The 13,238-nt window shown below is 44.2% G+C and carries 9 protein-coding genes, 1 pseudogene and 1 riboswitch; of the genes and pseudogenes, 3 read left to right on the top strand and 7 right to left on the bottom strand.

What is annotated here, in order from left to right; all coding sequences use genetic code 11:
* Positions 1–235 precede the first annotated feature (235 nt).
* The 7 genes from QT990_RS14765 to cynS form a co-directional block, all read right to left on the bottom strand.
* Positions 236–1,207, bottom strand: coding sequence for a GTP-binding protein (locus tag QT990_RS14765; RefSeq protein ID WP_333465391.1), 972 nt, complete (start codon positions 1,205–1,207; stop codon positions 236–238).
* A 181-nt stretch (positions 1,208–1,388) separates the two neighbouring features.
* Complete coding sequence (cobW, locus tag QT990_RS14760) at positions 1,389–2,423, bottom strand: cobalamin biosynthesis protein CobW (RefSeq protein ID WP_333465390.1); 1,035 nt, start codon at positions 2,421–2,423, stop codon at positions 1,389–1,391.
* A gap of 282 nt (positions 2,424–2,705) precedes the next feature.
* A complete protein-coding gene (locus tag QT990_RS14755; RefSeq protein WP_333465389.1) occupies positions 2,706–3,116 on the bottom strand; it encodes a DUF1636 domain-containing protein in 411 nt (136 codons plus the stop codon).
* A 22-nt stretch (positions 3,117–3,138) separates the two neighbouring features.
* A riboswitch (cobalamin riboswitch) is annotated at positions 3,139–3,285 on the bottom strand.
* A gap of 128 nt (positions 3,286–3,413) precedes the next feature.
* Positions 3,414–4,916, bottom strand: a complete 1,503-nt coding sequence (locus tag QT990_RS14750) for a hypothetical protein (protein WP_333465388.1) — start codon at positions 4,914–4,916, stop codon at positions 3,414–3,416.
* Positions 4,916–5,704, bottom strand: a complete 789-nt coding sequence (locus tag QT990_RS14745; protein WP_333465387.1) for a hypothetical protein — start codon at positions 5,702–5,704, stop codon at positions 4,916–4,918. The genes QT990_RS14750 and QT990_RS14745 overlap by 1 nt, the downstream gene beginning before the upstream one ends.
* A gap of 450 nt (positions 5,705–6,154) precedes the next feature.
* Complete coding sequence (gene clpX, locus QT990_RS14740; RefSeq protein ID WP_333105768.1) at positions 6,155–7,537, bottom strand: ATP-dependent protease ATP-binding subunit ClpX; 1,383 nt, start codon at positions 7,535–7,537, stop codon at positions 6,155–6,157.
* A 359-nt stretch (positions 7,538–7,896) separates the two neighbouring features.
* A complete protein-coding gene (cynS, locus tag QT990_RS14735; RefSeq protein WP_333465386.1) occupies positions 7,897–8,340 on the bottom strand; it encodes a cyanase in 444 nt (147 codons plus the stop codon).
* Between the two features lie 553 nt (positions 8,341–8,893).
* Between cynS and QT990_RS14730 the strand changes: the two are divergent.
* The 3 genes and pseudogenes from QT990_RS14730 (at position 8,894) to QT990_RS14720 (ending at position 12,827) form a co-directional block, all read left to right on the top strand.
* A pseudogene (locus tag QT990_RS14730) lies at positions 8,894–10,163 on the top strand (RNA-guided endonuclease InsQ/TnpB family protein).
* Positions 10,164–10,185: 22 nt separating this feature from the next.
* Entirely contained in the window at positions 10,186–10,530 is a 345-nt protein-coding gene (locus QT990_RS14725) for a slr1659 superfamily regulator (RefSeq protein WP_333143483.1), read from the top strand.
* Positions 10,531–10,688: 158 nt separating this feature from the next.
* Entirely contained in the window at positions 10,689–12,827 is a 2,139-nt protein-coding gene (locus tag QT990_RS14720) for an ATP-binding protein (protein WP_333465385.1), read from the top strand.
* Positions 12,828–13,238: the final 411 nt, after the last annotated feature.

Genomic DNA, 13,238 nt, shown 5'->3' with positions numbered 1-13,238 from the left:
GTGGAACAGGCATCTTGCCTGTTCCATCCCACAAAAGATGAATTTTCATCTTGTGGAACAGGCATCTTGCCTGTTCCCTTCCACGGGCAAGATGCCCGTGCCACAAAAGATGAATTTTCATCTTGTGGAACAGGCATCTTGCCTGTTCCATCCCACAAAAGATGAATTTTCATCTTGTGGAACAGGCATCTTGCCTGTTCCTAAAAAGCTTATTAAAAATGCTTCAAGATGTCAGTTAAACCAGACATCTACGAAAATCCTCTCGCAATTGATTTTCGTTTAAGTTGCGGCCGATGAATACAAGCTCATTTTTCGGAGTTTCGGTGGCTTTCCAAGGTCTATCCGCCCGGCCATCGAACACCATATGTACTCCTTGGAAAACAAATCGCTTGTTGTCTCCGGCGACATTCAAAATGCCTTTTGTCCGAAAGATATTCGGGCCTTGAGTTCGCAACAATTCCTCAATCCAATCGCTAAATTTGTTGCCATCAATAGCGCCGGATTCTACTATTGCTACCGAGGTAACAGTTTCGTCGTGTTCGTGAGTGTGTTCGCCCAAAAAGTCTGGTTCTATTTCTAATGCCCGGTTCAAATCAAATGCTTTAACGCCCAACAAAGCATCCATTGCTAATTCAGCGTTGCGGGTGCGGTGAATTTTTGCCATTGCATTCATGGCGCGAATTCGTTTTTCTAATTCTGCCAATTCTTCCTCACTCACTAAATCAGTTTTGTTGAGCAAAACTACATCAGCGAATGCAATTTGTTCTTGAGCTTCCTCTGCGTCCCAGTGCTGCCAGATGTGCTTGGCATCAACTACCGTGACAACTGCATCTAGCAGTAATGTGTCCCGCATATCTTCGTCTACAAAAAAGGTTTGAATTACGGGTGCGGGGTCGGCTAAACCTGTGGTTTCGATGACTATGTGGTCAAATTTGTCGCGCCGCTTCATTAAGTTACCGATAATCCGAATTAAATCGCCTCGGACTGTACAGCAAATGCAGCCGTTGTTCATCTCGAAAATTTCTTCATCGGCATCAATTATCAGTTGGTTGTCGATGCCTACTTCGCCGAATTCGTTGACGATGACTGCAACTTTTTTGCCGTGTTCCTCTGTTAAAATGCGGTTCAGTAGCGTAGTTTTGCCTGCACCTAAATAGCCTGTGAGAACGGTAACAGGAACTGATTCGATCGCCCCAGCACTCACCATACTTGACCTCGATTATTGTACAATGATAACCATTATCGTTATTGTACACCAAGCAAGCTGGCAGCAGCAACATATTAAATAATGTTAATAAATTGTTCGTGAGAGCTTGTAGGGGCGAGTTTTACCAATAATATGTGCTGCCATTCAAAATATCGATAAACCCGCCCCTCTCAGAGGACAATTAGTTGTTAATCATAGCTGCAATTCGATCGCGCTCTAACTCTCGACCAATCAGCACTAATTTGGTTTGGCGGAGTTCCGAAGGTTGCCAAGGACGATCGTAAAAATATTCTATCCGTGAACCCACACCTTGCAACACCATCCTCATCGGTTTCTTGGGAACCGCCACAAACCCTTTAATCCGATAGATTTCCTCCTGCTGCATCAACGATTGCAGTTTTTTCACCAAAGCTTCAGGTTCAAATTCGCGATCGGCAATAAAGTAAGTCGAGTTAATATCATCATCATGTTCATGTTCCTCCTCAGTGTCGTGGTGACTCGGACGAGACTCCAAATCATCCTCAACCGCCGCATTAAATCCCATTAGCACATCGGGGTTAATTTCGCCACTTTTGCAGGGAACAATTTTTACACTCGGACGCAACTCTTGTTGCAACCAGCTTTGGACTTTCTTGTGAGTTTCAGCATCTACGCGATCGACCTTCGTTAAAAGTACCATATCGGCACAGGCTAACTGGTCTTCAAACAATTCCTCGATCGGAGTTTCGTGATCTAAACTAGAATCAGCTTGTCGCTGTGCCATCAAAGCATCAATATCACCGACAAAAGTACCGCTAGCAATAGCTTCGCAATCGACAACAGCAACAACACCGTCTACAGTAGCACCGGTGCGAATTTCCGGCCAGCGAAAAGCTTGAATCAAAGGTTTAGGAAGTGCGAGACCAGAAGTCTCAATTAAGATACAATCAATTTGTTCTCGGCGCTTCAACAATTCCTGCATAGTCGGCAAGAATTCCTCTTGAACAGTGCAGCAAAGACAACCATTTGTTAGTTCTACAATATTGCTGCTGACATTTTCTTCTTCGTCGCAAACTTGGCAATCGCGCAGCAGTTCTCCATCAATTCCGATTTCGCCAAATTCGTTAACCAGAACTGCAATGCGGCGACCTTGATTATTTTGCAATAAGTGGCGAATTAAGGTAGTTTTGCCGCTACCAAGAAAACCAGTGATGACAGTAACAGGAATTTTGTGCATTGATAATTTTGTTGTTGTTGGTGAAGTGGAATCTCTCGTTCTCTCGTTCCCAAGCTCTGCTCATTGATGAAAACTTAAGCCGACCGTCCGCCAGGGAATGAATTCCCTGGCTTATAGCTAAAGTCCTCGCTATGAGGACTAATGAGTTCTTCAGTCCTCATAGCGAGGACTTTAGCTTTGAGGCAGGGGTTTCAACCCCTGCCGGACTGCTGCCGGAGAGCCGGAGGGCAGGTTTGACGTTAAGTTGTCACCAATGGGCAGATCCTAGGAACAAGAAAAACTCTAATTTGCGAGTGGTGGAATCTTTGCTAAAACGCCTTTTTTCAGAGCTTGAGGACGCTCAGACCAAGGCAACAAACCGTCCGGTTTAGCATAGTATTGACCCGCGCATTCGAGTACCGCCTCGACGCTTTCCGACTCATTAGCTGGTAAATCACCAAACAGATAAGTGTACTTTCCAACAGCAGCAAAAGACACCGCACAAGAGTGACTGCAAGCACTCATGCACTCAACCTCTTGAATCTCAAATTTATCCGAAAACTCCCAATTTTTAGCGAGTTGCGACAAATTTTCCATAAATTGTTGGCCGCCACTTTTGCCTTCGCGCTTGCCGTTTTTCCAAACACTAGCGCAAGCAGTGCAAACAAATAGACTGTGCTTTGTGCGTACAGCCGTGTTAATTCCATCCATCATCCGTACCTCGCAGATGCGTTCAAAAGTGAGTTAGATATCGGCGGGCATTCTGACTTGAGAAACCACAAGGGTTTCATTACAGTTGCGGGACAGCGCCGGACTTGCACCGAACTTTCCCCGTTTCCTCTAACGGCTGCTCCCCGCTAGAACCGATCGCGAAATCATATCATACCGCACTTGCCGCCTTTTTGGAAAAAAGTTATGTTTGTAGGAGCGATTTTTAATATGTAGCAGTATAAAATAAACTTTTGTAGTAAGCACTAAAGTCCTTTTTAGGGAACTGGTATTAGCTTTTGGTTACATCCAGATCCTTTGAGCAACTGTACTGCGGATTCGCTTTAAGTTTTCCAAGCCGATGCCTTTAAGCATTAACAAAGACTCGTCGCTGGCTTCTGCTAATTTTGACACAGTGGAGTACCCCGCATCTTTTAGTATATCAATTTTATCCTGGGTGAGTCCATAAGGATATGCCTGAGATTTTTCGAGTTTGCTAATATCTTCATTTAAGATTAGCATTTCGCCATGCTCAGGTAATTCAGGCAATTTAATTTTAAACAATTCGCTTGTTTTGTGTAATTCTAAAGGCTCATTTCTCTCATTTTGCTCATTTAACCACCTCGTATAAATTTCATTAGTGACCCGAGCTCCCGTAGTTTTTTCCAACAATGTGCATAGATTCAAGCTATATCTTGTTCCTCGTCCTCTCGATTTCATTGCCCGTGAAACATCTCGAATTGAAATAAATCCAGTATATTCAAGTAGTTCTAACGGCTTTGATAGACGTTGGGCAATTTCTCTTAAAATAAGTACATTCTGCTTATTTTGCTCACCAGCCTGCAGAAATATTGATTCTGCAATCTCCCTTGCAGGATCGAGCATTGGTGCATATATGCCAAGTTTGGGCTTAAGCTCTTCAATCAAGGGCCAATAGTAATTACTGGCAAGGTCTATCAGTGTCTTGGTTATATGGGCTAAACTAATCTTGTCTTCTCCACAGTTTTCCGACAGACTATTCCATGCAAATATAAATCCCCTCATGTTTCCAAGTACAGCCCGTCCCATAAAGCCCGCAACATTTTCTAAAGTCAATTGACCAGAGAAAGACTCTTCAGGAAGTCGCTTATAAAACCTTTTTCTAATTATCTCTGCAAAGTTGGTATTATAGTCTTTTAGTTCATCATTCCTTGAAACATCTATCACCGTAGCATCATTATATACATCAAACCTTGTTCCAAAATTAGTAACTCCCGGGTAAATAGCAGCTTTACATGATATTGTACTGCTCGATAAAGTCCGAAATATATCGAAAAATTCATGCAGCGGAGCTTCCCGACCAATGTGAGCCGCGTCATCAAATAAAATAACTATCCTTTTCCGAGATGCACTCGATAAACTAGATAATTCTCTCTGAAGTGATGTGATGTTTGGCAAAGCTTCAAACTCAAAGAGATTATCTGCTTTAATAACTGCCTTATTTACGGCATCAATTATTAGCTGGCATAACATTATTTCATACTTCTTACCTTCACTTCTGAGTAATTCAAGATGACGAAGACTGATGTATATGCCAAATGCAGAGCTTAGATTTTTTTCAGGATACATTCTTCTCGATGCTTCTATCATAAGCGCACTTTTTCCACTACCGCGTGCCCCTTTTAATAACACTGGGCCGTGAGCAATCAAATTAGAAATAAAACGCTGCTCTTGTTTTGAGAAATAATGCAGTTGCTCAAACTCTTCAGGCGAACAATCTTCTGCTGCTAAGATCAGCGATGGATTTTCAGAAATAGCATTAACCATTAGAAAACTCCCATTTCTTGAATATCTTTATAAGCGGCGATCGCTACTTGAATATCGAGTTTATTCACTGCATGACTAACTACAGAAACAAATAACCCAAGGGTAGCGATATTACGAACTGTTTTCTCTATCAGTTGTTGAGTTGTGTCTCGATCCAAGGCTGAAATTAAAGGAATAACCAGTTCGTGATGTATTCCTTTTGAAAGTTCAGAGTAGAGACTGGAAAAATCACTTAAAGTTTCATTATAGAATCTTTCAAAATTTTTTGTTCTAAGATTGACTATCCATTCATCCCCGCTGACATCTCTGATTGCATCCAACAGCTTATCAAAGTTAGCAGACCATATTAGTGTCTTATAATAATCTCCAAGCAAAGCTCTAGTAGGGTTTTGCAGTGACTTATCAGCCCAAAGATCCGTAACCTTGTCCGCCAAAACATCCCCTTGCCAACGTATAGAGGACTTATTAGCCTTATCTATTCGATAATTGGGCTGCTTTTGGCATTCCCTAATGAGGAGGACTCTAAAAGGATCGAGCCTCGCAATTAGTGCGGTACATCCCAATTCCAGTATACTTCTCCCTAAAAATGGGGCAAATAATGAAATTTGGTTATCACTGAGGGATTGGAGTGTTACTAGCTCTTTAACAACATTATCAATTGACACGGATAAATGACTTAGAACCTCATCAATACCACCTCCATCAACAACTACATTTCCACAAAGTAGTTTGGCTAACGCTGACTGATTACTTACTGGCTCATCGACACCTGATTCATTAGAACTCATTTTATTTCACTGTAACCCGATCGACCGCTCCCAAAATTTTCAACGTTGCTTTCTGAGTCTCTGTGATGCCTGTTACCACAAAAATATTCATGCCGACCAGGGGGCGAGCGCTCCTTAACATCTTCAAATACCTCTTTGTTTTCACATCCCAAACTCTGATTGTAGCATCCATGCTAGTCAGCATTGTGGTAGGGTGCGTCAGGTTTGAGATTCTCAATTCCCACAGAAAGTATGGTTCCGGGACACCATTTGTTGCGGGCGTGCGTCAGCTTTGAGATTGTTGGTTGGTAGCTTCAATAAAGGTATCTGACGCACTAGACTTTAAGTAACGATCGCAGCCTTCGAGCCTTCTTCACCACTCATGAGGGGGCTGGGTGCGCCGTGCGCGCCTTACGAATAACTACGAATACGACCTGTAGGGTGCGCCACAAGCACCCTACAGATTACAAATTATGCAGTTTCGTGCTGTTTGTGCCATGCGGGATGCCACAGCAATTCAGCAGTCGATCGCTTCTCGACCATTTCAGGAGTAATCATACAGTTAGCCACATCCTTGCGAGAAGGCAACTCGTACATGACATCCAGCATTAACTCTTCTAAAATGCTGCGGAGAGCTCTCGCGCCAGTTTTGCGACGATAGGCCTCCTGGGCGATCGCCCGTAGGGCTTCCGGCTGGAATTCCAACTCCACACTGTCCATCTTCAACAGCTTTTGATACTGCTTCACCAGCGCATTCCGGGGCTCAGTCAATATCTGCATCAAAGCTGCTTCATCCAGCGGCGAAATCACCGTCACCACCGGTATCCGCCCCACAAACTCAGGAATCAAACCAAACTTGACTAAATCGTCCGGCTGTACCTGCTGCAAAATATCAGCGGCCCGCTTGTCTTTCGCCGGCAAAGTCGAGTTGCTGTCGCTTTCCGTTGGCTGAATAAAGCCCAAGGATTTTTTACCCAAACGCTGTTCAACTATTTTTTCCAAACCGACAAAAGCACCGCCACAAATAAATAGAATTTTGCTAGTGTCAACTTGAATAAAATCTTGGTAAGGATGTTTGCGGCCGCCTTGCGGGGGAACATTAACCACTGTTCCTTCCAACATTTTTAGCAGCGCTTGCTGCACTCCTTCTCCCGATACATCTCTAGTGATCGAAGTGTTTTCGCTTTTGCGAGCAATCTTGTCAATTTCATCAATATAAATAATGCCCCGCTGCGCCGCTTCCACATCAAAATCGGACATTTGCAACAGCCGCAGCAAGATATTTTCTACATCGTCGCCGACATATCCAGCTTCTGTCAGTGTCGTCGCATCCGCTACCGCAAACGGAACTTCGAGCATTTGCGCCAAACTTTGCGCTAACAAAGTTTTGCCACAACCTGTGGGCCCGACTAGCAGGATGTTGGATTTTTGCAGTTCTACATCGCTGTCAGGGGAAGACTTGTCGCTATCTTTAGCTTGGTCAACGCTCAAGCGCTTGTAGTGGTTATAAACTGCTACAGAAAGGACTTTTTTTGCTGAATGCTGGCCGATGACGTGGTTGTCTAAATGCTGCTTAATCTCTGTTGGTTTCGGAATTTGAGCTAAAACAATTTTCGATTTATTCGATCGACCTGGGCGCCGCGTTCCTTGTCCCTGAGACTCTCGCACCTCTGATTGGGGAATCTGTTGACCAATTGTTTTACTGGAGTCAAAGAACTCCTCCTCTAAAATTTCATTGCACAGTTCCACGCATTCATCGCAAATGTAGACGCCGGGCCCAGCTATTAACTTGCGGACGTACTCTTGCGACTTGCCGCAAAAGGAGCATCTCAGATGGGAGTCATATTTTGACATATTTGCCTCTTAATTTACGGTTGCGGTTGCTTGTTTCGACTGGGGAAGTTGCCGCGGGAGTGACCTTAGCTGTGCCCTAGAAGGGTTTCCCGATCGGACACCCAAGCCAGTCAGTCGATTTTAGATTTTAGATTTTAGATTTTAGATTTACTCCACAGATGAATTTTGGAGCTGAACTAGGGTCTAAAATTTGGGGCTCTGCACGACTTAAGTCGGGGGCTTGTCTCCGTTTTTTGGCGGAGTCAAGCTTCGCGATCTCTGTTTCTAAGTTAACACTTTTGAGGCTTTAGTGATTAGTCATGAGTCATGGGAGCCAATTTGAATTTTTAATTTTCACTTAAAAATAAAGCCGCACGGGCTTACCATTTTTTGTATTCCAAAAATTTTCCCGACATAATTATTTTCACTCGATCGCCTTTTGGGTCTGCTTCTTTCTCGACATCCAAAGTAAAGTCGATCGCGCTCATAATCCCGTCACCAAATTTTTCGTGAATCACTGCTTTGAGTGGCATCCCGTAAACCTGCATAATTTCATAGAAACGATAAATCAGGGGGTCAACCGGAACCGAGGGCTCCAAAGAACCTTTTAACGGAGGTTCACAGAGAACCGCAGCCGTCTCGCTATCTAGTCCCAAAGCCGAGATAATTTTCTCGGCTTCATCTGCTGAGGCGGTAGCTTGACGGTAAATAACCGCAGCAATCCAAACTTCGTCGCGCCCCAAAACTTTTTCCAAATCTGCAAAACTAATTCCCTTAGCTTTTTTAGCCGCCAAAAGCTTTTCTGTAATTCCTGAAATTGCCATTAAATATTCTCCCCTTCACTTCTGTGTCAGATGTGAAATATGTCTCACATTTTGGTGATTTTGTCAATACCAAATCGAGAAAAAAAATCGAATTGATAGCTCGGAACTTCAGCAAAAGCTGGTCTCGTCTACCCCCACAACTCATACAATTTGAGATTTGAGATTTGAGATGTTAGATTGGCAATGACTGATGACTACCAGGGTTGAGAGCTAGTCAACAGTTGCATTATTTTTGCCAACTGGTATCACAACCGCTAAATCCTAAAATAACTCATAACTGCCCTGTGGCAATGGTACAGTTGGCAGTATATGTAACAAAAGTTACACACGCAAAGGCCTTCGGCATTCGGCAAACGGCTGAATTTTGATCGTGCTAGCCTGAAGATCAATCCTCGCTCACGCAGCCAAAGCCCCTTTACCACTCAAAACCGGCAACTGACAAAAGTATTGTAAAACTTCGTAGAGTTTATAAGCAATTATCAACAATAATGGTATCATATCGCTATGAGTGTTGAACAAGAAATACGCACAGCCCAAAGAACGGAAGTCTCAAATGCAGCTAACTCCAGAGGCACATCATTAAATCAACGGAACACCGTTTCGCCCAAATAGACGAACTAGCTTTCAAGTCGAAAAACCTCTACAATGCCGCCAATTACGTCATTCGTCAGAGCTTTATTTATGGATGGGGTTATGTCAGTTATAACGAAATGAACCGATTGATGAAGTCTCATGAAGCCTACAAGGCTTTGCCTGCAAAAGTAAGCCAGCAAATCTTGATGGTGTTAGACAAGAATTGGAAATCGTTTTTTAAAGCAGTTAAAGCTTACAAGGCTGATTCTTCAAAATTCACGGGTCGCCCAAAATTGCCAAAGTACAAAGACAAAACCAAAGAGCGAAACCTTCTCGTCTACACGATTCAAGCGATTAGTAGTAAACAGTTGAAGAAAGGAATTATTAAACTTTCGGGTACTGAACTTTTAATCAAAACCAAAGTCGATCCCGATCAGATTTGCCAAATTAGGCTGGTTCCGAAATGTGATTCCTATGTAATTGAGGTAATTTATGATGAACCGGAGCCCACTCTTGGCCACGCTAATTCTGTAGCTAGTATTGATTTAGGACTGGATAATTTAGTGGCGTTAACTTCAAATCAACCGGGATTTATCCCTTTGTTGATTAACGGGCGACCATTGAAATCGATTAACCAGTTCTACAATAAGCGGAAAGCACGATTGCAATCCCAGTTAAAAGGGAATCGCAAAACTTCGCCCCGCATTCAGCGCTTAACTCGCTGTCGCCATCAAAAAGTTGATAATTACTTACATCATGCTAGCCGTCTAATTATTAACCTTTTGCTCACCAAGCAGATTGGGACGCTAGTAATTGGTAAGAACGCGCAGTGGAAAACAGAAATCGAGTTAGGGAAGCAAACCAATCAAAACTTTGTTAGTATTCCTCACTCTCGATTAATTGAAATGTTGGAGTACAAAGCTCGGTTGGCGGGAATCACAGTAATTGTGCAGGAAGAATCCTACACATCCCGCTCCAGTTTTTTAGGTTTAGACCCAATTCCTGTTTATGGAACAACAGAAAAAGAGCCTGTGTTTACTGGTAAGCGGATTAAGCGGGGTTTGTACAAAACATCGACGGGTCAGCTAATTAATTCCGATGTGAATGCTTCGTACAATATCCTCAGAAAAGCAATCCCAAATGCCTTGTGCGATGGGATAGGGATCTGCGTAGTTCAGCCGAGGCGGGTCGATCCGCTCAAAGTGAAAGGGAAGGGGGAGGGACTTAACGCCTCCCATGTCATGCAATAAATGACTATACTTTATACCAGCTATGGAGATTCAGACCAAAGATTACACGATCCAGTACGATCGCGCTACGCAAACAGTCACCTGTAGCGGCTCGTTCCGACTCAGCCAGGTGGAAGAATACGCACCGATCGTCGATCTGCTCAACGAAGTGGCCGACTCCTGCCCAAACACGGTGACTCTAGACCTGCGAAAGCTAGAATTTTTAAATAGTTCTGGAATTAATATTGTCTCAAAATTTGTGATCAAAGTGCGCCAGCAAAAAAATATTCAAATGGCCATCAAAGGTTCTAAACAGATCCCCTGGCAGATAAAATCCCTGAAAAACTTGCAGCGGCTGATGCCTTCCTTGCACTTAGAATTGGAATAATATTGGAATAATAGCGAAAAAGGTAGACAGGAATCCCCGGCTAAGTCCGCGAACCAGGATCAGGGTGGCTGAAGTTAATCGGAATAAGTCATAGTTAAACAAGCACAAAACCATAAAAAACTTCAGAACCGACTAAAAATTACCAATTTTCAATTGCTATGCAGGAAGAACCATCGACAGAACAGCTACTTTTCGACGTTCAGCGGCTGAGTGCGGAACTTGAAAACTTGAAGCGCGAAAAGGTTGACCTAGAAATTTTGCTGGAGACTACCACCGAACATTCAGATACGATGGAAGCTCACTTGCTGAGCAAAGCTCAGTTGGCGCTGCGTTCAAGCGAAGAGCAGTTTCGGGCGATCGCCTCGGCAACTCCCGTGCCCATATTAGTTTCTCGCCTCTGTGACGGCTTAATTCTGTATGCGAACGCTCAATTGGCTTCTCTGCTGAACATACCCCTAGAAAAATTGATCGGCTGCAGCACTCCCGACTTTTACTTCAACCCCGGCGATCGCCCAAAGGTACTTGAGGCACTTGCTAAAGAGGGATACCTCCAAAACTACGAAATCCACTGCAAAAAATCAGACGGCACAGCTTTCTGGGCGATGATCTCGGTTCAGTCGCTGGTGTTTAACGGCGAGCCGACAGCATTGTGCGCCTTGTACGACCTCACCCAGCGCAAGGAAGCAGAACAAACCCTCCAAGAGAGCGAAAAGCGGCTCCGCCGCCAGAGTTTGGCTTTGTTGCAGCTAGGTAGGCAGAGGACTCTCAACAGCGGTGCGCTGAATGTGGGAATTCGCGAAATTACCGAGGCTGCTGCCCGGACTTTGGATGTGGAAAAAGTCAGCGTCTGGCTTTACAACCACGGAAGATTTGGAACTCGCTACCCGAACGAGCCCCAGCTAAATTTTACGGAGAGAGTGCTCGCCCACAACCAAACAGAGCCACTCGATACAGAGGCCACGGCCTCAGAGCAACACGAGGGGGTTAATCATTCTAAGTTTAAAATGCCCAACCTCAAATTAGTTTGTCTCGACTTGTACGATCGCACCCAGGAGAATCATTTGAGCCGGGAGTCCATATCGGCAAGCGATTTAAATTTATCAATTTTAGATGTTGAAGGCGACGCACCGGGCGAAAATTTGCGATCGGAGAATGGTTTAGAACCTACGACACAGACTCAAAAATCTCTACAAACAAATTTGTCCCACGCATCTTCGCTAGCCGAACATTCCGCTGTGCTGCCAAATGCCAGCAAGCCCAATTCATCCATATTAAATGTAGCAATTAGGCTCGGTGGGCAGATCGTGGGCATCCTCTCTCTCGAACATATCGGTGCCCCCCGCCAATGGGCTCTGGAGGAACGCACCTTCGCCGATTCTTTGGCAAATTTGGTAGCGCTGGCGATCGAAGGATTTGAGCGCCAGCGGGCTCAGGAAGCCCTCTCCAAAGCCAAAGCGCAGCTAGAAATGACCGTCGATCAGCGCACCGCTCAACTCACCACCGCCAATAAACTGCTCCGCATCGAAATTGCCGAGCGCAAAAGAGCCGAAATAGCCTTGCAAGAAGCCTTACACAAAGCTGAAGCAGCTTCGAGAGCTAAAAGCACTTTTTTAGCCAATATGAGCCACGAGCTGCGGACACCGCTCAACGCGATTATCGGTTACAGCGAAATGCTACAAGAAGAAGCACGGGAATCGGGACTCGAAGAGATCATTCCCGATACCCAAAAAATTTATAACGCCGGCAAACACTTGCTGACTTTAATTAACGATATTCTCGACCTTTCTAAGATAGAAGCCGGTCGGATGGAGCTTTATTTAGAAAAATTTGACCTCTGTAATTTAATAGAAGAAGTCGTTGCAACTTTGCACCCTTTGGTGGAAAAAAACCACAATCAATTGCAAGTTTCTTGCTCGGAAAATTTGGGAGTGATGTATGCAGATTTGACTAAAGTCCGGCAAATTCTGTTCAATTTGCTCTCGAATGCCCTGAAGTTTAGCGAAGGTGGAACCGTGCTGTTGAGCGCGACTCGCGAACCAGCAGGTGACAGCGATTGGGTTTATTTGCAGGTATCTGATACGGGGATTGGAATGTCGGCAGAACAGCAGCAGGGTTTGTTTCAACCTTTTATTCAAGGGGACGCTTCAACTACTCGCAAGTACGGCGGCACTGGTTTAGGATTGGCCATTAGTCGCTTGTTTTGCCAGATGATGGGCGGCGATATCACTGTTGAGAGTGAGTTGGGTGTTGGCTCTACTTTTACTGTTCATTTAAAGGCAAAAGTTGATATTAGTTAGAAGCAAGTTGGGCAACTAGCAATGTAGGGGATTTAAGGGATTTAACGGGCGGGGGTTTTGCCAGGAATTATCTACCGGATTTCAGGGATTTAACGAATGGCAAAAGATGGAAGAATTTCCCCATTACCACTTCCCCCATTACCAATTAACCATTACCAATTACCCATTCCCTTTTTAATTGTGACACCGATCGCGATCGACCTCTGTTTTCGATCACACAGCAGCATTTTTTTTCAGCTTAGAATACCTATATTATCTCAAAATTGTCCTGCAGGCCCGATCGGGCGCCTCGCTGCATTTACAAATCCCACCTCAATCTAATTAAAGGGGTGGGGGGTTGCTTCCAGAAAGCCAATTTGGTAAAAGTAATGCTATGGTCGGGAACCAGTAGAAGGCAAAATTTAACAGGAA

Source organism: Microcoleus sp. T3_B1 (genome assembly GCF_036700445.1).
GTDB lineage: Bacteria > Cyanobacteriota > Cyanobacteriia > Cyanobacteriales > Microcoleaceae > Microcoleus.
Note: the sequence above shows the minus strand (reverse complement) of the source record. Positions and strands in the feature narration are given on the sequence as shown.